The organism is Niallia sp. FSL W8-1348, from assembly GCF_038006745.1.
Lineage (GTDB): Bacteria > Bacillota > Bacilli > Bacillales > Cytobacillaceae > Niallia > Niallia alba.
In genome coordinates this window covers 391,602-413,535 of the sequence record NZ_JBBOVV010000003.1, presented here as the reverse complement: position 1 = coordinate 413,535, position 21,934 = coordinate 391,602, and the positions used below count along the sequence as shown (strand labels likewise).

The following is a 21,934-nucleotide window of genomic DNA, read 5'->3' as shown; positions in this document are numbered from 1 at the left end:
CGTAGGTATATAATAATTATTAAATATAAAGACAATCTTTTTTCGTAGAACAATTTACGATTAGGATTGTCTTTTTCCCACTATAAAAAGGAATCCAATGTAAACTGATAAATATATTGTCTTTCATTATATTCTTTTAGTAAAATAAGGAATGATTCTTATTTTACAGAGGGGGGATTAAATGCTTACGAAAGCAGAAACCTATTATTTGGAAAAATTGAAGCAGTGGGAAAATGAATTAAGAAGTGAGCGACCAAATAAAATTCTCCAACTTTGCTCAGATTATATAAATACTGGTTTAACCTATTTACCTGAAATGCAAAAACAAAAAATATTGCGATCACTCGATAACATCTTATTTCATCTTCATGCCATCTTATTTAATTCCACATTTCAACGAAATACCGCACAAAAATTAATGCAACAAGCAAGAGTACATAATGAATCCATCTTCACATTAAAAGACATGACAAAATTAAATATTGACCAATTACAATCAATTGCAGATAAACAAATGGCTCATTACAGGATGCTTGCTTCTGCCCAAGGGGCCTTGGCGTCAAAGCATACAGGCTTTTTAATAGGAGATTTTCTCTCTATACTTATTATTAATCTTCGTGCCGTTCAGGTTCTTGCTTCGATATATGGGAGACCAGCTGAAAGCCCTAATGAGATCATGACTGCACTAAAAGTTTTCTGTGCAGGTTGTTTGCCGAAGGAGCAGCGATTAGAAGCTTGGAATGAGCTAATGCTTGAACAGGTGCAGGAACAACAAGGTTTTTTTTATAATGGAAAGGAAGAAATTGTCCAGGAAAAAATGCTGTACACGATTTTAACAGAGCTAATAAAGCTTTCTTTGCTCGTATTTTTTAGAGGAAAATCATCCTATAAAGGTACAATCATTGGAGCAGCAGTAAATTATCATTTCACAAAAAAGATAACCGAAATGGCACATCATTATTATCAGAAATGCTATTTACTAAGTAAACGAGATGAAAATTTATCCTAATCTAACGGGTAGTCATCCCCCACCTTAAGGCTGTGGGAAACCGAGAAAACTAGGTGAGAAAACTTTCCCGTTAAGGTCGGTCCGATAGGTGCAACTAACCATCAGCGAGGGAGGAGGAAAAACCTCCCTGATGGAAGGTTTCTTATAAATGGAGAAAGGAGAAACGATGGAAGACTTTTCAAAAGATGAATGGGAACAGGAAGAAAGAAGACTTGAATATACTAAAAATTACATGAATGTTGTTTTACAAGAGGCACAAATAAATCAAGGGACATTACAAGAAAACGTACGAGAGTCTATAAGTAATGAAGAAGCTCTTGATAGTAGTTTGAGCTATATCAACTATTTAACTAACAGTAAGTTTTTACAGTTGGCAACAACAGAGCTAAATATTTTAAAGCGAATTTTAGATGCCCCTTATTTTGCACGAATTGATTATCAGATGAAAGGGAAATCCCATAAAGATGTTTATTATCTTGGGAAAACTTCACTTTATGAAAAAGATACACAAAAACCAATTATAGTAGACTGGCGCTCACCGATTGCGAATGTCTATTATGACGGAAGGTTAGGAGAAGTTGCTTACGAAGTCAATGAAGAAACGATTGAAGGGTATTTATCGTTAAAAAGACAATTTAAAATCGAAAAAGGAAAGCTAAATCATTATCAGGATATTGATTTAACAACAACAGATGAGTTATTACAGCAATCGCTTGCTGGTAAAGCAGATCAACGATTATCGGAGATTATTTCAACCATTCAAGCAGAACAAAATGAAATTATTCGAGCTGACTTAAATCGACCGATTATTGTGCAAGGAGCGGCAGGCAGTGGGAAAACCACTATTGCTTTACACCGTATATCATACTTTATATATAACTATGCAAGATATTTCCAACCGGAGCAATTAATGATTATTGCACCAAATAATATGTTCATAGGATACATTGCGGAGGCATTGCCAGACTTAGGTGTTGAAAAAATCCGGCAAACAACGTTTCTGGACTATGTCCTATTATGCATTGGGAAGAAAATGAAAGTAATCCAATCAAATAAAAAGCTGCTAACATTCATAAACCATGAGAATAAACAGGAAGAACTGGTAAAGTGGCTTTCTCGCTATAAAGGATCTTTAGCTTATAAAAAGGTAATGGATAAATATTTAATGGATATATGTAATGAAATGAGTCCGAAAGAAGATTTTCGAGTAGAAAAATTCCCCTTATATGGAGCGAAGAAGTTGGAGCGATTATTTAAGAAGGAATATGACTACCTTCCTTTAATCAAACGGAAAGAGAAAATAAAGGGGATTTTACAAGCAGATTTAAAGCGGAAAAAGAAAATAATTTTAATCAAATTAGAGGAAAAGTACGAGGAAGCATTAGATCGTGCTCTGCGGATTAAAGAAGATGACAAGCGGAAAGAAAAAGTAGTCTACTTTTTAGATACAAAGGAAGAACGTTTAGCAAATGTCAAAAAAGAAGCTTCAACTGCTGTTAGAAAATATATGAAAACAATGCAGACGACTGATTTATACGGGTATTATGCACGACTATTTGAGGATAAGAAGCTTCTTAGAAAATATACGGAAGATTCTCTAACGGAAAAGCAATTAAATTATATGATTGCCTTTCAACGAAAGATATTAAAGCAAAAGAAAGTAGAAATGGAAGATTTAGGGGCATTATTTTATTTGCAGTATAAAATTTTTGGTATCGACAAAGAGTATCGAGCGAAAAATATTGTTATTGATGAAGTTCAAGATTATAGTGAATTTCAGCTTTATGCCTTAAAAGCAGGACTGGAAACAGATATGTTTACTCTTGTCGGTGACTTGGCACAAGGTATTCACTCCTATCGCGGATTACAAAACTGGCAGACGTTGCAGCAGATTATTTTTCCACGAGCAAATTATATGACCTTACAAAAAAGCTATCGGACTACAATAGAAATTATGTTTTTAGCAAATGAGATTTTGCATCTACTAGATGAAGATCTGCCTAAAGTGAAACCAGTTGTACGTCATGGAGAAAAACCGACAGTTCATTTGTATGACCAAAAACAAGCTTTAGTAGACAAAATGATCGAGCTAGCAGATGGATTGCACGGAGAAGGTTTTCATTCTATTGCCATTATTGGTAAAACAGAAGAAGAATGTAAAGCTATATTCAAAGAAATGCAAAAAAGAAAAGTACCTAATGTTCAATTTCTACAAGAAAATGAAGAGCTTGAAAAGAATTATTTAATTATTGTACCGAGCTATCTTTCCAAGGGACTAGAATTTGATGCAGTGTTCCTTTTTACGTTAAACGAGGTTTTTACACAAGAAGAAATCGATTTAAAGCTATTATATGTAGCGATGACAAGACCGATGCATCGTCTTCATTTATTTACCCGCGAAAAAACAGCGCTATTATTAGATAAGGCAAATGAGTCACATTTTACAGTGGAGATAGCAAAATAGAAAAAGAGTGGAGGAAAGCATGAATAAACAAATCCATACGAAGCATCAATATTTGCAAGTAGGCTGTAAAGTTATAACAGTCAGTGATACAAGAACAAAGGAAAATGATAAAAGTGGCCAATTAATGATAGAACTATTAAAGCAAGAAAAACATTCTGTACTAGAATATGTCATCATAAAGGATGATGCACAACAAATTAAGCGAGAAATAATAGCGGGAGTTCAATCAGATGGAATTGATTGTATTCTCCTTAATGGAGGAACAGGTATCTCACCAAGAGATGTGACAATTGAAGCAATCAAACCAATTCTCACAAAAGAATTGTATGGGTTTGGAGAATTGTTCCGCATGCTAAGCTATACAGAAGACATAGGCTCAAGTGCAATTTTATCAAGAGCGATTGCTGGAACCATTCAAAATACGGTTGTTTTCTCTACTCCAGGATCAACGGGAGCGGTACGTCTTGCGATGAACAAACTAATTCTCCCAGAATTAAGCCATGTAGTCAGTGAATTACATAAATAGAAGATAATGATGAAGATGGGACATAAGTATTTTTAACCTAATAACCCCAAACAATTATACGTACATGCTAAGAAAAGTTCGTATAATTGTTTGGGGTTTTCTTCATTTTAGGCTGTTTTCGTAAAGTTTGTTGCGATTACCCGCAGCTGGAATGCGGGGTCTTGGACTTTCTCGCAATTCCCATAGGAGTCTACGTGTATTCCGTCTGCTTCGTATTTCCTACTCATTATATTTTCTTTAAAAAAATGATGGAATGAAATAACCTTTAAAAATGGAACGAGTTGGTTTCGCTACTAAATGAGAGACTGTTCGTCTTTATCTATTATATATTTTGTTCTGTCCCAGCCTTTTTTTAATGGAGTGAAATATAGAATACATCTTTTTTAGAAGTGTGATGCATAAAAATATGCATAAATTAGAAAGTGTAATACAAGGTTTATTAATATAAATGGCTAATTAATAGGCTATTATTGAAAAGTGAGGTAATTATACTTGTATAAAAATTAAATTCTTTATATTTTTATAATAAATCTATTGAAATTATTAGAAAAAGTTGTTAAAGTGATAAATATAGTTTTTGAATAAAAATATAAATAAATGAATATTTATTCGAATATAGGAGGAATTAGGTAATGGCAAATCCAAAGGTAGTATTAGCATATTCAGGTGGATTAGATACATCTGTAGCAATAAAATGGTTACAGGATCAAAATTATGATGTAGTCGCATGCTGCTTAGATGTTGGTGAAGGAAAAGACTTGAATTTCATTCAGCAAAAGGCATTATCTGTTGGAGCTGTTCAATCTTACGTAATTGACGCAAAAGAAGAATTCGCACAGGATTTTGCACTTACTGCTATGCAGGCACATACGCTTTATGAAGGGAAATACCCGCTTGTTTCTGCCTTATCAAGACCTTTAATCTCAAAAAAATTAGTTGAAGTGGCAGAAAAGGAAAATGCAATTGCAGTCGCACATGGATGTACGGGAAAAGGAAATGACCAAGTGCGTTTTGAAGTTTCTATACAAGCATTGAATCCAAATTTAAAAGTACTAGCACCTGTTCGCGAATGGGGATGGTCGCGTGAGGAAGAAATTGCTTATGCAAAAGAAAAAAATATTCCGATACCTGTTAACTTAGATAGCCCATTTTCTATTGACCAAAATCTATGGGGAAGAAGCAATGAATGTGGTATTTTAGAAGATCCTTGGGCTGCTCCTCCAGAAGAAGCATATGACTTAACGGTAAGTCTTGAAAATGCACCTGATCAAGCAGATATTATTGAAATTGAATTTAAAGAAGGGGTTCCAGTTAGCATTGACGGCATTTCTTACTCATTATCGGGGTTAATCCTTGAGTTAAATAAAATCGCTGGAAAACATGGAGTTGGCAGAATAGATCATGTAGAAAATAGATTAGTAGGAATAAAGTCTAGAGAAGTGTATGAATGTCCAGGGGCATTAACACTTATTAAAGCACATAAAGAATTAGAGGATATAACACTTGTCAAAGAAGTAGCCCATTTCAAGCCAGTGATTGAAAAGAAAATCACAGAGGTTATTTATGAAGGGCTTTGGTTCTCACCAATAACAAAAGCATTACAAGCATTTTTACAAGAAACACAAAAAAATGTAACAGGTACTGTTCGTGTGAAATTATTTAAAGGGCATGCGATTGTAGAAGGGAGAAAATCGCCAAATTCTCTATATGATGAGAAACTTGCTACGTATACTTCGGATGACGAGTTTGATCACGCTGCAGCGGTTGGTTTCATCAAGTTATGGGGACTACCAACAAAAGTACAAAGCATTGTGGAAAACGGCAAGAAGGTGACTGTGTGAAGAAATTATGGGGAGGCAGATTTACAAAATCTGCCGAGGAATGGGTCGACGAATTCGGTGCGTCCATTTCTTTTGATCAAGAGCTAGTGTTAGAAGATATCGAAGGGAGCATTGCCCATGTGGCTATGCTCTCTAAAACAGGAATATTGTCAGTTGAAGAGGCGGAGAAAATCAAAAGTGGTTTACTAGCTCTCCAAAATCAAGCAGAAAATGACGAATTAACGTTTTCTGTAAAGTTAGAAGATATTCATCTTAATTTAGAAAGTCAATTAACCGATTTAATAGGTCCTCTAGGTGGGAAGCTTCATACTGGGAGAAGTAGAAATGATCAGGTTGCAACAGATATGCATCTTTATCTAAGAAGACAAGTGAAGTTGATTATTCAATTGTTGAATGATTTACAAATCGCTCTGTTGGAAAAGGCTGAAATTCATATTGAAACAGTAATGCCTGGCTACACTCATCTTCAACGGGCACAACCTATTTCGTTTGCACATCATTTAATGGCCTATTTTTGGATGTTTGAAAGAGACAAACAAAGATATCAAGAAAATCTAACGAGAATTAATGTATCACCTCTTGGTTCCGGTGCTTTAGCAGGAACAACCTTCCCAATTGATCGTGCATATAGTGCTAACTTACTTGGGTTTGATTCCATATATGAAAATAGTATGGATGCAGTTAGTGATCGTGATTTTATTCTGGAATTTTTATCGACTAGTTCCATTTTAATGATGCACCTTTCCCGCTTTAGCGAAGAAATTATTCTTTGGTCTTCTCAAGAATTTAAATTTATCGAATTAGACGATAGTTTTTCAACAGGAAGTAGTATCATGCCTCAAAAGAAAAACCCGGATATGGCTGAATTAATCAGAGGAAAAACGGGGCGGGTATATGGTAATTTAATGGGGTTATTAACTGTGTTGAAAGGTTTGCCACTTTCCTACAATAAAGACATGCAGGAAGACAAAGAGGGGATGTTTGATACAGTGAAAACAGTTGTTGGATCTTTACGCATCTTCGCAGGGATGATTCAAACAATGAAGGTTAATGAACAAGGAATGGAAAATGCCACAAAAAATGATTTTTCTAATGCGACAGAATTAGCTGATTATTTATCAGATAAAGGCATGCCGTTTAGAGAAGCTCATGAAGTAGTCGGGAAATTGGTTCTATATTGTGTAAATAAAAAATGTTATTTACAGGATTTAAGTATAGAAGAACTAAAAGCGGCAAATAGCTTATTTGAAGAAGATATTTATCATGTATTAAATCCAAGAACCGCAGTGGAAAGACGAAATAGTGCAGGTGGAACAGGATTTAAACAAATAGAACTAGCAATTGAAAAAGCTAAGCTTTGTGTGTTTGAAAAAGAAGAAGTCAAATAAAAGAAGAATATTCTATTTTTGAGTGCAAAGTTGCAATCAAATAATAGAATATTCTTCTTTACACTTTAGTTGACACTTAACGGACAGTAAATGATAAAAGTTTTCTTTATATTGCTTAACTATTTCTAACAACTAAAACATCACAAGGTGCGTTTCTTGTTATTCCTTCAGATACACTTCCAATAATAAATCGCTCAACTGCATTTAATCCTGTAGCTCCACAAACAATTAAATCTGCTTTATATTTAGTTGCGATTTCTCGAGGAACTACTGAGCGTGGAGAACCAAATTCAATTGCTTTTACTACATTTTGAATACCTGCAGTAGTTGCTTCCGCTACATATTTATCTAATAACTCATTTGCGAACTCATCCGATTTAGCGGCTATGGACTGATCATATGCAGCTACTGTTGCAAAAGACCTTGTATCAATAACGTGAGCAATAACAAGCTTGGAACTGTTTTCTTTCGCTATTGAAATCGCTTTCTTTATTGCATTGTCTGCTTCTTCTGAACCATCTACTGCAACAATAATGTTTTGATAGTTTACGTTCATCCGTGTTCACTCCTTTAGTTTATCTACTTATATTATATACCCAATTCATGCATAAGTTTAACTTTTCATTCAGATAATAGGTAAGAATTTAAGAAAGGGAGGAATTAAGATGGACAAACAAAATGGAAGTAAACAGAATGAGTTTCAATTTGATGAAAAAGGAAGCGAAGAGGTAACAGCACAAGTAATGGATTCATATAATGCTGGTGCGATTGATACTATTTTAAGTGAAGAAAAGAAACAGCCGAAACAGTAAATATATATAGTTCCAAGAGGCTGGGGCATAACTAAATAGATATTCTTTACAGACGAATAATCCCTAATTTAGCTATTGAATAATGGCTACTTTCGCATACTTGGTTATTTGTGTTTTTACATGTAGTCATATGTAAGAACCAGCTCGTTCCATTGCGCTACAGACACTCGCTTTCCGCGGCTCAGCGCAAGCCCCACGGAAAGTGAAGTGTATTCAGACTACGAGTAATAACAACAAACTTCATAGAACATCCTTTTTAAAAACGAATAAAAAATCCCAAACAATTATACGAATCTTTCAATAGATTGGTTCGGCAATTTAGTAATGAGTATATAGATTAATAATGACCTGGAACGTAGTAAGGGTGTTGATAACCTGGTTGTTGCGGATAATTGTTAGTTGGATAATGCTGTTGTCGTGGATCGTTTCTATTGATAGATGGTCCAAGAATCGTGGTTTTATTAATTGGCGATATGGTAGATTTCCACTTATTTACGTCCATTGAATAAGTATGTGCCATTAAATCAGGAGGAGTGAGGCGAAGTAAATCAGATCCAAAGATTGCTTCAGGTGTTGGTGCATTAAATATAGCTAATAAATGAGTATTATTTGTATTAGCAATTTCATAATGCCACCATCCTTGGGGAACATTCGCTACTTGGGCAGGTGTGATTGTATAGTTTTGAATTTTTTTCGTAAACGGATTTAATAGCGAAACAGTGGCAGATCCGGATATACAATAAACGAGTTCAGCTGCGTTTTGGTGAACATGTGGCTCCACTACAATATCTTTGCTTAAATAGATATCCAGCAATGACACGTTTTCCAACGAATTTAACTGTTGTTCGCCTAAAACATTAATGTAATTTTGATTATCCCTTTTAAAAAAATTGCTTTTATTTACATCGAAACTATATTTTATTTTTGGATCTGTATAATCCACATATTTAACCATTCTTTTCTTCTCCTTCTTCCCCTTAAAAGTCTAGGTATTTTATGTAGGATTTTTAATTAGGTGCAAGTACATAAAGGAAGAAATAGATTAGGAGTTTATATTAATTCGAAGTTAATTATAAACAAAACAAAAAAGAAAGTATCGATGGTCATTTACCGATACTCTCTTAATTATTTTTACTTATTGGATGATTTGAAGTTCTTTTGGGAATTTTGTTAAAATCTCTACCCCTTCTTTTGTAACATAGATATCATCTTCGATTCGAACTCCTGCCACATTCGGTACGTAAATTCCAGGTTCGATCGTATATACCATGCCTTCTTGTAAAACAAGCGAATTTGTTTCCGTTAAGGAAGGGAATTCATGAACACTAATACCTAATCCATGACCTAAACGATGTGGAAAGAAATCTCCATATCCCGCATCTTTTATCGTGTTACGAGCAGCAAGGTCAACGGTAGCACATGAAACGCCTGGCTTAGAGGCTTCGATTGCAGTAAGCTGCGCTTTTAAAACAGTGTCATAAATGTCCTTTTGTTTTTCGTTAATGTCTCCAAAAGCAACTGTTCTAGTAATATCAGAGCAGTACCCATCAACCACTACCCCTAAATCAAATAATACTAAGTCTCCTTTTCTTACTTTTGTTTCGCCAGGGTTACCATGAGGAGAAGCGCCATTAACGCCCGTTAGTACCATAGTAGAAAAGGACATTTTACCGATGCCTTTTTTCTTTAATTCATATTCGATGCTTGCTAGGATTTCCATTTCTGACTTACCTTCTGCAATTTCATTGCAGCCAACTTCTATAGCAAAGTCTGCCCATTTACAAGCCTCTTTTATTTTAGCTAATTCATCCGAAGTTTTAACCATACGCAAAGTATTAATTTTTTCTTCAGCAGAAACATATCCTTTGATGTTAGGGAAAGAATTCTGCAATGCCTGATATCTTGTAACGTTCATGTGATCCATTTCAAGGGCAACTTTTACCGTACGGCTTGTACGACTTTGAACCATGCTTTGAATAGTGTCCCATGGGTTGTCTGTATCGCTATAGCCGATAATTTCATAGCTCCAGCCAGCGTTTTTCGCATCATTTTTTTCCATGGCAGGACAAACTAATATTGGATCATTTTCTGGAAATACAATCAATGCTAATAGTCTTTCGTGTGGATCACTGTAAAATCCACTGAAATAGAAGATATTATCTGTTGATGTTAAAAATGTGAAATCAATTTCTTCTTGTTTCATCCAGTTTGCTAGAGAATCTAATTTTTTTTCCATGTTACCAACCTCCAAGTCTTTCTTACCAAGTAATACTTCTTTACTCTTACGCTGTTTCGTAGGACTAGTTGAATATATTTCTTATCCTATAAGATTAACAACATAAGTCGTGCATGTAAATATTTAGCTTTCCTAAATTTTTTGTCATTGTGGATATAATGGCTAACATCTTAATTTAGCAAATTTTCCATACTTTTTTCAGTCTTGTCCGCATAGTATGGAAACAGGGAGGTTTTAATGATTATGAATAAGAATAGATATTTATTATGCATCTTATTATGTGGAGTGCTTTTATATTATGGAGTGCCAAGACTTTCTCCATTTAGTGAAGGGGCTGAAGGAATCTTTTCGATTACTTGGCTTGCCTTTGCTTTAATAGTGGTAGCAGGGAATTTAACGGCGTTACTATATACTCCTAAGAAACCAAGAGCAGTCAAAAGATCCTATAGTAAAGTACAGAAAAAGAAAAAAATATATTATTACCAATAAGATTAAAATAGCTAGTTTGGATGAGTCCATACTAGCTTTCGTTTGTAGAAAAGAATGAGAAGAGATAGGCGAATGGAATTTATGTATTTAGGGAAAGAGAGAAAATGATGGTTCTTCCATTTGTTTATAGTCGAATGTTTTATGACGATTAACAGAGAATTCATTGAATACCCTAGTAGTTCACTCTATAATAAAGATATGTCAGCTTATTTGAAATAAGAAAAAATATTTCTCGGTAAGCTATGAGTAGATAAATGATGAATTTTAGATAAATAGAGAGAAAATACGTATTTAAATGTTTAGTGCAGGCAGTTTTCGCTTTAAGCAAGCTTAAGGAATCAAAACAACATGTTTTTCTAAGTTTGTTTGCGATTTAGCAATGTGCTTTTCTTAAAAGAGGGTGGTAATTTGGCTACAAAACATGAGCAAATATTAAATTATATTGATGAATTACAAGTAGGAGAAAAAATTTCTGTTCGACAAATTGCAAAAGCGTTAAATGTGAGTGAAGGAACAGCCTATAGAGCAATTAAAGAAGCAGAAAATAAAGGATATGTAAGTACGATTGAAAGAGTCGGTACGATTAGAATCGAACGAAAAAAGAAAGAGAATATTGAGAAATTAACATATGCTGAAGTAGTTAATATTGTGGATGGACAAGTTTTAGGAGGAAGAGCCGGGTTACATAAAACATTAAATCGTTTTGTGATTGGTGCGATGAAATTAGATGCAATGATGCGTTATACAGGTGCTGGTAATCTTTTGATAATTGGAAATCGAGTACGAGCCCATGAACATGTCTTAAAAGCTGGAGCAGCCGTTTTAATAACAGGAGGATTTGATACAGAAGAGCATGTGAAACGTTTAGCAGACGAATTGCAGCTTCCTATCATTTCAACAAGTTATGATACATTTACCGTTGCAACGATGATAAACCGGGCGATCTATGATCAACTGATAAAAAAAGAAATTGTCTTAGTAGAAGATATATTAACTCCACTTAAAGACACAATTTATTTAAAAACAACAGATAATGTCGCTTTATGGCATAAATATAATAAAGAAACATTGCATGGTCGCTTTCCCGTAGTAGATCAAAGTTTAAAAGTACAAGGTATGATTACATCCAAGGATGTTATCGGAAAATCGATGGATATGACTATTGAAAAAGTTATGACGAAACAACCGATGACTGTAAGTGGAAAAACAAGTGTTGCTTCTTGTTCTCATATGATGGTATGGGAAGGAATTGAAGTTTTGCCAGTAGTAGATGAGGCAAATAAATTAGAAGGAATTATTAGTAGACAAGATGTATTAAAAGCGCTCCAAATGAACCAAAGGCAACCTCAAATTGGCGAAACTATTGATGATATTGTAACTAAACATCTATTGTTGACAAAAGGGAAAAACAAAGGAGAAACTACTTTTTCCTGTGAAGTAACGCCGCAAATGACCAATCATATAGGTACCATATCTTATGGTGTGTTTACTACGATAGTATCAGAAGCTGCCAACAGAGTATTAAGAGGCTTTAAAAAAGGTGATTTAGTTGTAGAAAATATGACCATATATTTTATAAAGCCAGTGCAAATGGATAGTGTCATTGAAATTGCACCTAAAATTTTAGAGGTAGGACGGAAATTTGGGAAGGTAGACGTTGAAGTATTTAATCAAGGTGTACTCGTAGGAAAAGCAATGATGATGTGTCAATTAATTGATCGTCATTAAAGAAGGGAGAAATAAATGAAACAGCAAATACTAGATGCAATTAAAGCGTTTAATACTATCATCATTCATAGACATGTTCGCCCAGATCCTGATGCATATGGATCGCAAGGAGGACTAGCAGAAATTATTAAGGCTTCTTTTCCAGATAAAAAAGTGTTTACAGTAGGCGAAGAAGAAATATCCTTAAACTTTTTACGCAAACTAGATACCATTGATGACGGTATCTATAAGGATGCTTTGGTTATCGTATGTGATACAGCTAATCAAGAGAGGGTTTGTGATCAACGTTATCAAACAGGTAAAAGGCTAATTAAGATTGATCATCATCCAAATGATGATGCATATGGAGATATAGTTTGGGTGGAAACTACTGCTAGTTCAACTAGTGAATTAATTTATGAATTTTATTTGTTTGGAAGAGATCAAGGATTGAAGATGAGTGATGAAGCAGCAAGGCTGTTATATGCTGGGATTGTTGGAGATACAGGGAGATTTCTTTATCCAAGTACCTCAGAAAAAACATTTCATTATGCAGGAGAATTAATCAAATATTCATTTTCCCGAACAGAAATGTATGACCAAATGTATGAGTTAGATCCTCATATTGTAAAGCTAAGTGGCTATGTCCTTCAGAACTTTGAAGTTCATGCAAATGGTGTTGCAAGCATGAAACTAGATAAGGAAATTCTTGATCAATTTCAGGCAACTCCTGCACAGGCATCTTTACTTGTTAGCAGTTTAGGGACTGTGAAAGGTTTAAAAGCATGGGTCTTTTTTATAGAGGAAGCGGATCAAATTCGTGTGCGTTTACGTTCTAAAGGTCCAGTTATTAATGGAATTGCGAAAAGTTATAATGGTGGAGGACATCCATTTGCTTCTGGTGCAACGATTTATCAATGGGAGGATGCAAGTAAAGTAATTAGGGATTTAGAAGCGGTTTGTAGATAGAGGAGAAAAGGTGTTACTCATTTATCCCACTCTCTTCTCACATTAAGCTGTAGAAAATCAAGGCTAGGTGGGGATAATTTGATAAGTTCAACTAACGATTAGTGGAGCATGAGGAAAACACCAGCTGATCGTTAGTTTTCTTTATCTAATCCCCAAAGGTTACACTTAATTCGACATGAACAGTTGTATAGATAATTAACTCTGTCACCTTAAATTTGTAACGTTTTTTATCGGAGACAACAACCTTGTTTTCGATTGATTTTTTTAGTAGTGCACGACTTTTATATACCATATCAAGGTCTTTAGCAATAATGGTGGATAAGTCTTCTTTAATTGCATCTTCCATTTCGAGTGCATTAAAGGGTTTGATATCGTATTTTTCTTTATCTGTATTGTTTATTTTTACAACGATATTTTCAACTGTCAGCTTTTCTTCTGTTGTTTTATTTTGAGCAGCAAATTCTTCCTGCCAAATCTTCTTCTCTCTTTCTAAATCTTCAATGGTAGCTTTCTGTGTTTTAATTTCTGAACTATATCTTTCCTGCCATACGCCAAAAATAAAGACAAAAATACACCAACTGATTACCCCGCCGATGACCATCCCGGCAAAAAAGCGTTGTACTGCCCGATTTTTATAATATGGTGGAATTCTCATTTAAATGTACTCCTGTGTGATCCATTTAATAATGGTTATTCCAGTATGTGCTCCCCCAAAAGCTGATACAATTAATAAAATCTGTTTGAATAAGTCTTTAGTTCCAGCATCATAGATTCCTTTTTCAATCGTATCAATCGCATCAAAAGTACCACCAATTGCAGTGACAATTGCCCAAATTTTTATGATACCGGAAATACGAATGATTTCTGTGAGGAGGGGTTTTCCTGTTAGGAAAGCAGCGAGCCCTCCTAAAAGTGCACCTCCTAATATAACCCCTAATGCGATAAAGTAGCTTTCGATGAAGGTAGGGAAGAATGGTTGTTGATTCATACGTTAACCTCTCTAACTTTTTTGGTTTGGTTTTTATCCCACTCTTAACGGACTCTAGTAAACTTTCTATTCTTATTACTATGGACAATCTATAGCTTTTATGAATGATTTTAAAGACGATTCTTCATAAGTTTTGAAAAAAGATAATATCTTCTTTCGTAACTAACGACTAATAAAGAGAACATATTTTCTTTTTTTGCGCTGAACATCTATAATGAAAGGAAAAAGGTTTTTTTTAGAAAGGTCAAGGAGAACGGAAAGAATTATTGCTTTCTAAAAAGTAAGTTACCTTTATAGTGGTAACTAAGCTTTATGTAAGAAAGATTGATGAGGATGGGACGAAGCAAAATATATAATAGGTAAAGACGAACAATTTCTCATTTAGTAGCGATAACAATAAGTTTCCTAACTCTTTTCAAAAGAAACTATAATTAGGATGAAAGACGGAGCAGACTGAATACACGTAGATGGGAGTTGCGAGAAAGTCCGAGACCCCGCAGGAATGAGGCTTGACGCTCGCCCCGTGGAAAGCGAAGTGTATTCAGTCTTCGGGTAATAACCACAAATCTTCTTTCTTAAAATTAATAAAAAAACCCAAACCATTATACGGAAGTTTTATCCCACTCTTAACGGACAGTAAGACTCAACCGTAAGCTTATGAGAATACGAGGAAGAGAGGTGGGAGATCAACTGTCCGTAAAGGTCCGATTGGTTCAACTAACCATCAGTGGGGGATGAAGGAAAACCCCACTGATGGAAGTTTTACTTTATCAGCATCTACGTATAATGGTTCGGATTTATATTTAGTTGGAATACTTATGTCCAGCCTCTTTTTACATACTCTCCTGTACATAGGAGAAAATTAAAAAATTTTCATGAAAAGTGGTGAATTTATGTCTTTTGTACATCTTCAGGTTTCTAGTGCATATAGCCTTTTATCTAGTACTCTTTCCATTAAAGAGCTAGTCAGCAATGCCAAAAAGCAGGGCTATCGTTCTATTGCTTTAACGGATCGTAATGTAATGTATGGGGCAGCCTCTTTTTATAAAGAATCGTTGCGGCAAGGAATAAAACCGATTATTGGACTAACAGTAGATGTAATAAGTGAATGGGAAGGGGAAAAAGCCTATCCATTAGTTCTATTAGCTAGAAATACCCTTGGATTTAAAAATTTATTGAAAATAACAAGTGCTATTCAAACGAAAAATCCACAAGGAATTCCCGTAAAATGGTTAAAGCACTATGCAAAAGGCTTGATAGCTATCTCACCTGGATGGGAAGGTGAGATAGAACAATATCTTTTGAATGGTAACAAGGAATCAGCCCAAGATACTTTATTATTATGGAAGTCCATATTTGAACAAGGACACTTCTTCTTATCTATGCAAAGACACGGCCTTTCTTTGGAAGATAGTTTAAATGAACAATTAAGACAATTGGCTATCCAAGAAGAAGTCAAGATGGTAGCAACCAATAATGTTATGTACCTTGAGCAAGAGGATCATTTTGCATATGAATGCTTAATCGCAATAAAAAACGGTGAGAAGCTATCAGATATTGAGCAAAATGAATGGCATTCTGATCAGCATTATTTAAAAAATAGAGAAGAAATGCTCGCGTTATTTAATGATCTGCCAGATATTTTGGAGAATACGTGGCAAGTGGGAGAAGTATGTCAAATCGAAATGGAGGGCATGCTTGCAACATTGCCTAAATATACTGTTCCTGCGGACAAAAATGCACAAAGTTATTTGAAAGAATTATGTATTGCTGGGTTATATGAGAGATATCCTGTCCCTTCTAATGAACATAAAGCGCGTTTAGAATACGAGCTTGAAATCATTGGGAAAATGAATTACAGTGACTATTTCTTAATTGTTTGGGATTTTATGAAGTTCGCACGGGAAAATGGTGTTTTAACTGGTCCTGGAAGAGGATCTGCTGCTGGGTCAATTGTTGCCTATGTTTTACATATTACAGACGTAGACCCTATTAAGTATCAATTGCTTTTTGAAAGATTTTTAAATCCAGAGAGAATTTCAATGCCAGATATCGATATTGATTTTCCGGATAATAAGAGAGACAAAGTTATTTCATATGTGAAAAATAAATATGGGGAGCTTCACGTTGCACAAATTATTACATTTGGTACGCTGGCTGCTAAAGCTGCCTTGCGAGATGTCGGCCGAGCGTTTGGCTTATCTGTAAAAGAGCTAGATGAACTTTCAAGGATGATTCCATCCAAACTAGGAATCAATCTTAAACAAAGCTATCAAGAATCAATACGTTTGCAACAATTTGTTACATCATCTCCTCGTAATAAAAAACTATTTGATACCGCTTGTAAAATTGAAGGCCTTCCAAGGCATACATCAACACATGCTGCTGGCGTAGTTCTAAGTCAACAGCCACTTGTTGACATTATTCCGATTCAAGGTGGTCATGACGACATTTACTTAACACAATATAGTATGGAATACTTAGAGGAACTTGGTTTATTAAAAATGGATTTTCTTGGTTTAAGAAATCTTTCTTTCATTGAATCAATTCTTGATATGCTATACAAAGCGACAAAGAAAAGGATAGATATAAGAAAAATACCGATCGATGATCCAGCTGTATTCAAGCTTTTGAGTAGGGGAGAGACAACAGGGATTTTTCAATTAGAGTCGGAAGGGATGCGCAATGTATTAAAAAGGTTACAGCCTACTGATTTTGAAGATATTGTAGCCGTTAATGCGCTTTACCGTCCAGGACCTATGGAGAATATTCCTCATTACATTAATAGAAAACATGGTAAAGAGTTGATTAACTATTATCATCCTGATTTAGAAGAAATATTAAGCAACACATATGGAGTTATCGTTTATCAAGAGCAAATTATGCAAATTGCTTCGAAAATGGCTGGTTTTTCACTAGGAGAGGCAGATCTTTTGAGAAGAGCTGTGAGCAAGAAACAAAAAGATATTCTAGAAAAAGAAAAAGTTCATTTCGTAAAAGGTGCCAAAAGAAAAGGATATCACGAAAAAACAGCGAATGAAATATATGAGTTAATTGTGCGATTTGCCAACTATGGTTTTAATAGAAGCCATGCAGTGGCATATAGCATGATTGCTTATCAGCTTGCTTATTTAAAGGCAAACTATCCATTGTATTTTATGGCTGCATTATTGACATCGTCCCTTGGAAACACAGGAAAAATACTTCAGTATATTCAAGAATTAAAACAGATGAATATTGAATTGTCTCCGCCTTCTATTAATCAGAGTAATTACTTTTTCCGCGTGGAAAAAAATAAAATTCGTTATAGCTTAGCGGGTATTAAAGGTATTGGCGGAAATGTAATGAGAGAAATTCTAAAGGTAAGAAGTCAGAAAAAATTTGACGATTTATTTGATTTTTGTATTCGTGTTTCTCCAAGAACAATTAACAGAAGAGTAATGGAAATGCTTGTTTATTCAGGAAGTTTTGATGAATTTGGTGTGGATCGTGCTACTTTGCTGGCGTCCATTGATGTAGCAATACAACATGCACAATTAGTCCATCCAGAGGATGAGGAGCAAAATGATTTATTTAGTGAGGATGATTTCTTTTTTAAACCAAAATATGTGGAAGTAGAACCACTCAAAATAGAAGATAAGTTAGCTTTAGAAAAAGAAGCATTGGGATTTTATTTGTCAGATCACCCAGTGTCTATCTATAAGCAGTATCAGACTACTTTACAAACAACTCCAATCATTGAAATGGAGCTAGGGAAGAAACATAAAAGTATTGTGTATATAACAGAATTAAATGTTATTCGGACAAAAAAAGGGGAGCCTATGGCTTTTATCCAGTTAAGTGACCAAAGCGGAGACATTCAAGGGGTTATTTTTCCAACGGTTTTTAAGAAATATCAAAGCTTGCTTATCTCAGGAGAAATGATTTATTTGGAAGGAAAATGTGAAGAAAGAAATGCAAATAAACAATTTGTTATTCAAATAGCTGAATCGATGGAGACAATTGTCCAATCACTTCCTAATAAAGAGCATAAGTTGTTTATTAAAGTTATGAATGAGAAACATATGGTTAATCAGAAAATGGAACTCCTCTCGGTTATGAGAAAATTCCCGGGAACTACTCCGGTTATTATTCATTATGAAGAAACAGGAAAAAGCATCGTTTTAAACGAAGAATATAAAATTTCTCCAAGTAAGGAATGTATGGCTGAATTATCGGCTTTACTAGGTGCTGATCAAGTTATCCTTACTGGATAAAACTTTACAACTTTAAAAAGTTGTTATATTGTTTAATAAGCTAACTGGTCAGACCACTTAGCAGAATGATTGGATTGGATTATTTTGTACTTATACTTTATTTATTTTATCGGCTGTTTTCTAAAAGAATGTTGTTTTTTGAATAGGGAAACTTAATGTATTGAAACACTTAGCAGCCTGAATTCAGGCTGCGGGTTACTAACAACAAACTTTAAGAAGACAACCATTTTTAAAAAACGTTGTCTAAAAAAGGCAAGAAAGAAGTGAGTGAGACATAAGATGAATGAATCATCTTCAAAGGAATCCAAGTTATATGTGGATATCGTGAATCATTTACGAGAAATGATTGATCAAAATGGCCTAAAGCCAGGGGACAAGCTTCCATCTGAACGGGTATTAAGCGAAACCCTTCGAGCAGGAAGATCTTCAATTAGAGAAGCTTTAAGGGCATTAGAGCTTTTAGGGCTTATTGAAACGAGAAAAGGAGAAGGTACCTTTCTTCGCGATTTTCAAGGTCATAAATTAGTAGAATTGATCAGTACGTTTATATTGCAGAATGATAAAGCAAAGCAAGACGTTTTGGAGACGAAGAATTATATTCAATTAAATGCTCTTTATATTGCAATGGAAAAAATAACACAAGATGAAATCGAACATTTAAAACATTGGGTGAAAGAACAAGCAATATCAGAGAGCGAATTTTTTTTTCAACTAATTAAAATCGCTGATAATTTCTTGGTTCATCGTTTATGGACGATTTTGAATGACTATTATCACTCGTTAACAATTCCTGCGAAAGAATGGAAGCGAGAGGATTACCTCCTTCTTTTAGATTCATTAGATCGGAAGGATCAAATGCAATTATGGAGTGTGTTTAGTCATTACAATAACTTTAAATGAATATTGGTGCATGGAAATGACAGGAATCCGATTCAAATTTAAATTGTTACTTATGGGGAGGTTTCCATATTGATTAAGGGAATATTTTCGAAATCAAAAAAGCTTAAATATGCAACACTGCCTTCAGAATTATCAAAAAATGAAGTGCCAGAAGGTATTATGACAAAGTGTTCTAATTGTAAGAAAATAATGTATACACGTGAATTACAGAAGAATCATAAGGTTTGTCTAAACTGTGGTTATCATCTGCCAATGAAAGCTTATGAAAGAATGAATAGTATCCTAGACGAAGCAACCTTTGTTGAGTTAAATGCGGATATGAAAACAGGTAATCCTTTACAATTTCCTGGTTATGAAGATAAAATCGCAGGAGATATTCAGAAAACAAATATGAACGAAGCAGTAGTTACTGGTACGGGCGAAATAAATGGAATGAAAGTAGTAATAGCTGTAATGGATTCTTCTTTCCGAATGGGAAGTATGGGATCAGTGGTTGGGGAAAAAATAACCCTTGCTATAGAAAAAGCAGATGAGCTTTCCGTACCATTTATTATTTTTACGGCTTCTGGTGGAGCAAGAATGCAGGAAGGCGTTCTAAGTCTTATGCAAATGGCTAAAACAAGTACTGCATTAAAACGATTTAGTGATAATGGCGGATTATATATTACGATTATGACCCATCCTACAACAGGGGGAGTCTCTGCAAGCTTCGCTTCACTTGGGGATTACAATTTTGCTGAACCAGGCGCATTAATTGGTTTTGCTGGACGTCGGATTATTGAACAAACAATTGGTGAAGAGCTTCCTAAAGACTTCCAAACGGCAGAGTTTTTGCTAAAACATGGTCAACTAGATGCAGTAATACCTAGGTTAGAATTAAAAGATAAACTTAGCTTAGTCCTTGAAATGCATCAAACTGGTGGTGAATTAGAGTGGTAGGATTAGATTTTGATAAGCCGATTAATGAATTAAAAGATAAAATCCAAGAATTAAAAAACTTCTCTGAAAATGCAAATGTTGATTTGAGTACAGAGATTGAAAAATTGGAAATTCGCTTAAAAAAGCTTGAAAAAGATGTCTATGATAATATGAAACCTTGGGATAGGGTTCAAATTGCTAGACACCCAAATAGACCAACGACACTTGATTACATTTCTCATTTATTCACCGATTTTATCGAATTGCATGGAGATAGAGGTTTTGGAGATGATGAGGCAATCGTAGGTGGTATTGCAAAATATAAAGGTTTGCCAGTAACAATTGTTGGTCACCAAAGAGGGAAAGATACAAAGGAGAATATTCGCAGGAATTTTGGAATGCCACATCCAGAAGGATATCGCAAAGCCCTTCGCTTAATGAAGCAAGCAGACAAGTTTAACCGTCCAATCATATGCTTCATTGATACAAAAGGTGCATACCCTGGTAAAGCTGCAGAAGAAAGAGGACAAAGTGAAGCTATTGCCAAAAATTTATTTGAAATGGCATCTATGCAAGTCCCAATTGTCTGTATCGTAATTGGGGAAGGTGGTAGTGGCGGAGCTTTAGCTCTTGGTGTAGGTAACCATATCCATATGCTTGAGAATTCCACCTATTCAGTAATCACTCCAGAAGGAGCGGCATCTATCTTATGGAAAGATGCTGGTCAGGCGAAACAGGCTGCTGAAAAAATGAAGATTACGGCTCCAGACTTAAGGAAATTGGGTATTATTGATTCGATTATTAGAGAAGTGAAAGGTGGAGCCCACCATGATATAAAAGAACAAGCGGAGCAAATTGACGAAGTTTTATATTCATCCTTAAAAGAATTGACAGGGATGACTAAGGAAGAACTTGTGAATCATCGCTATGCTAAGTTTAAAAATATGGGATCTTATTTAAATCATTAATAATATCTAGCTTAATAAAAGATTTTAAACTGTAGACAATCTCACTTGTCTACAGTTTTTTGAGTGAAATAGGAAAAAATATTTTTTATCTTTGTATATAGACGAGTATAAAAAGCTCTAAGAAGGTAAAAATGTATTTTTGCAGAGGATTTATGGAAATTTACATAAAAAATAGTGTATGGAACATATTATAAAAAGCTTAACTTTCTTCTGTTAAGTATTTCAATTTAATGTTTAAAGTTTTAAATATCGGGAAATAGCTACAAAACGAGAGATTATAAAACGTTTGCAATTTGCTGATTATTCCGTCTTTTATTTTTTTGTCATATTAAGTTGAGATACGCGATTCTTCATGATATGGTAGAATTGTTTAATGGATAATTGGATAAATAGAATTCGAATTAATAGAGAAAAAGCAATTTCTTGATTAATTTACAAAAGTTAGCATTACATAGATTATATA

18 protein-coding genes are annotated in these 21,934 nt (G+C 34.6%); 13 read left to right on the top strand and 5 right to left on the bottom strand.

Annotated elements, in window-relative coordinates; all coding sequences use genetic code 11:
• The first annotated feature begins 181 nt into the window (after positions 1-181).
• From NST60_RS24690 to argH, 5 genes are all read left to right on the top strand, one after another.
• Positions 182-1,009, top strand: a complete 828-nt coding sequence (locus NST60_RS24690; RefSeq protein WP_169188969.1) for an EcsC family protein — start codon at positions 182-184, stop codon at positions 1,007-1,009.
• Positions 1,010-1,157: 148 nt separating this feature from the next.
• On the top strand, positions 1,158-3,473 hold the full coding sequence (helD, locus tag NST60_RS24685) for an RNA polymerase recycling motor HelD (protein ID WP_169188968.1): 2,316 nt from the start codon (positions 1,158-1,160) through the stop codon (positions 3,471-3,473).
• A gap of 19 nt (positions 3,474-3,492) precedes the next feature.
• A complete protein-coding gene (locus tag NST60_RS24680) occupies positions 3,493-3,999 on the top strand; it encodes a MogA/MoaB family molybdenum cofactor biosynthesis protein (protein WP_169188967.1) in 507 nt (168 codons plus the stop codon).
• Between the two features lie 632 nt (positions 4,000-4,631).
• Entirely contained in the window at positions 4,632-5,840 is a 1,209-nt protein-coding gene (locus NST60_RS24675; protein WP_016202797.1) for an argininosuccinate synthase, read from the top strand.
• Entirely contained in the window at positions 5,837-7,228 is a 1,392-nt protein-coding gene (argH, locus tag NST60_RS24670) for an argininosuccinate lyase (protein WP_016202796.1), read from the top strand. The genes NST60_RS24675 and argH overlap by 4 nt, the downstream gene beginning before the upstream one ends.
• A gap of 115 nt (positions 7,229-7,343) precedes the next feature.
• On the opposite strand, the gene NST60_RS24665 is transcribed toward argH, so the two are convergent.
• Positions 7,344-7,784: a universal stress protein gene (locus NST60_RS24665; RefSeq protein WP_016202795.1), complete on the bottom strand. Its 441-nt coding sequence runs from the start codon at positions 7,782-7,784 to the stop codon at positions 7,344-7,346.
• 109 nt (positions 7,785-7,893) lie between these two features.
• Between NST60_RS24665 and NST60_RS24660 the strand changes: the two genes are divergently transcribed.
• Positions 7,894-8,040, top strand: coding sequence for a hypothetical protein (locus NST60_RS24660; protein ID WP_156827780.1), 147 nt, complete (start codon positions 7,894-7,896; stop codon positions 8,038-8,040).
• 337 nt (positions 8,041-8,377) lie between these two features.
• Here NST60_RS24660 and NST60_RS24655 read toward each other — a convergent pair whose 3' ends face one another.
• Both NST60_RS24655 and NST60_RS24650 read right to left on the bottom strand, forming a co-directional pair.
• Positions 8,378-8,995, bottom strand: a complete 618-nt coding sequence (locus NST60_RS24655; RefSeq protein WP_016202794.1) for a cupin domain-containing protein — start codon at positions 8,993-8,995, stop codon at positions 8,378-8,380.
• 180 nt (positions 8,996-9,175) lie between these two features.
• A complete protein-coding gene (locus NST60_RS24650; protein WP_016202793.1) occupies positions 9,176-10,276 on the bottom strand; it encodes a M24 family metallopeptidase in 1,101 nt (366 codons plus the stop codon).
• 243 nt (positions 10,277-10,519) lie between these two features.
• Here NST60_RS24650 and NST60_RS24645 point away from each other — a divergent pair, with 243 nt between their 5' ends.
• The 3 genes from NST60_RS24645 (at position 10,520) to NST60_RS24635 (ending at position 13,441) form a co-directional block, all read left to right on the top strand.
• A complete protein-coding gene (locus tag NST60_RS24645; RefSeq protein WP_040343196.1) occupies positions 10,520-10,765 on the top strand; it encodes a hypothetical protein in 246 nt (81 codons plus the stop codon).
• 408 nt (positions 10,766-11,173) lie between these two features.
• Complete coding sequence (locus NST60_RS24640) at positions 11,174-12,493, top strand: CBS domain-containing protein (protein WP_016202791.1); 1,320 nt, start codon at positions 11,174-11,176, stop codon at positions 12,491-12,493.
• 15 nt (positions 12,494-12,508) lie between these two features.
• Positions 12,509-13,441, top strand: coding sequence for a DHH family phosphoesterase (locus NST60_RS24635; RefSeq protein WP_016202790.1), 933 nt, complete (start codon positions 12,509-12,511; stop codon positions 13,439-13,441).
• Between the two features lie 145 nt (positions 13,442-13,586).
• On the opposite strand, the gene ytrI is transcribed toward NST60_RS24635, so the two are convergent.
• Together ytrI and NST60_RS24625 are read right to left on the bottom strand one after the other, a co-directional pair.
• A complete protein-coding gene (ytrI, locus tag NST60_RS24630; RefSeq protein WP_101730643.1) occupies positions 13,587-14,096 on the bottom strand; it encodes a sporulation membrane protein YtrI in 510 nt (169 codons plus the stop codon).
• Complete coding sequence (locus NST60_RS24625) at positions 14,097-14,429, bottom strand: YtrH family sporulation protein (protein WP_016202788.1); 333 nt, start codon at positions 14,427-14,429, stop codon at positions 14,097-14,099.
• A gap of 893 nt (positions 14,430-15,322) precedes the next feature.
• Between NST60_RS24625 and dnaE the strand changes: the two genes are divergently transcribed.
• The 4 genes from dnaE (at position 15,323) to accA (ending at position 21,471) form a co-directional block, all read left to right on the top strand.
• Positions 15,323-18,685 carry a DNA polymerase III subunit alpha gene (gene dnaE / locus NST60_RS24620; protein WP_169188966.1) on the top strand — a complete coding sequence of 1,121 codons (3,363 nt, stop codon included), beginning with the start codon at positions 15,323-15,325 and terminating at the stop codon, positions 18,683-18,685.
• Positions 18,686-18,964: 279 nt separating this feature from the next.
• Positions 18,965-19,585 carry a FadR/GntR family transcriptional regulator gene (locus tag NST60_RS24615; RefSeq protein WP_016202786.1) on the top strand — a complete coding sequence of 207 codons (621 nt, stop codon included), beginning with the start codon at positions 18,965-18,967 and terminating at the stop codon, positions 19,583-19,585.
• A 69-nt stretch (positions 19,586-19,654) separates the two neighbouring features.
• Complete coding sequence (gene accD, locus NST60_RS24610; protein ID WP_169188965.1) at positions 19,655-20,524, top strand: acetyl-CoA carboxylase, carboxyltransferase subunit beta; 870 nt, start codon at positions 19,655-19,657, stop codon at positions 20,522-20,524.
• Positions 20,518-21,471, top strand: coding sequence for an acetyl-CoA carboxylase carboxyl transferase subunit alpha (gene accA, locus NST60_RS24605; RefSeq protein ID WP_016202784.1), 954 nt, complete (start codon positions 20,518-20,520; stop codon positions 21,469-21,471). Before accD ends, accA begins: the two co-directional genes overlap by 7 nt.
• Positions 21,472-21,934: the final 463 nt, after the last annotated feature.

Coding starts and splice junctions, on each gene's coding strand:
- NST60_RS24650 (WP_016202793.1), bottom strand. CDS start 10,276: ATGGAAAAAAAATTAGATTCTCTAGCAAACTGGATGAAACAAGAAGAA.
- NST60_RS24665 (WP_016202795.1), bottom strand. CDS start 7,784: ATGAACGTAAACTATCAAAACATTATTGTTGCAGTAGATGGTTCAGAA.
- NST60_RS24635 (WP_016202790.1), top strand. CDS start 12,509: ATGAAACAGCAAATACTAGATGCAATTAAAGCGTTTAATACTATCATC.
- NST60_RS24645 (WP_040343196.1), top strand. CDS start 10,520: ATGAATAAGAATAGATATTTATTATGCATCTTATTATGTGGAGTGCTT.
- ytrI (WP_101730643.1), bottom strand. CDS start 14,096: ATGAGAATTCCACCATATTATAAAAATCGGGCAGTACAACGCTTTTTT.
- NST60_RS24615 (WP_016202786.1), top strand. CDS start 18,965: ATGAATGAATCATCTTCAAAGGAATCCAAGTTATATGTGGATATCGTG.
- NST60_RS24660 (WP_156827780.1), top strand. CDS start 7,894: ATGGACAAACAAAATGGAAGTAAACAGAATGAGTTTCAATTTGATGAA.
- NST60_RS24680 (WP_169188967.1), top strand. CDS start 3,493: ATGAATAAACAAATCCATACGAAGCATCAATATTTGCAAGTAGGCTGT.
- NST60_RS24690 (WP_169188969.1), top strand. CDS start 182: ATGCTTACGAAAGCAGAAACCTATTATTTGGAAAAATTGAAGCAGTGG.
- dnaE (WP_169188966.1), top strand. CDS start 15,323: ATGTCTTTTGTACATCTTCAGGTTTCTAGTGCATATAGCCTTTTATCT.
- NST60_RS24675 (WP_016202797.1), top strand. CDS start 4,632: ATGGCAAATCCAAAGGTAGTATTAGCATATTCAGGTGGATTAGATACA.
- NST60_RS24655 (WP_016202794.1), bottom strand. CDS start 8,995: ATGGTTAAATATGTGGATTATACAGATCCAAAAATAAAATATAGTTTC.
- NST60_RS24625 (WP_016202788.1), bottom strand. CDS start 14,429: ATGAATCAACAACCATTCTTCCCTACCTTCATCGAAAGCTACTTTATC.
- helD (WP_169188968.1), top strand. CDS start 1,158: ATGGAGAAAGGAGAAACGATGGAAGACTTTTCAAAAGATGAATGGGAA.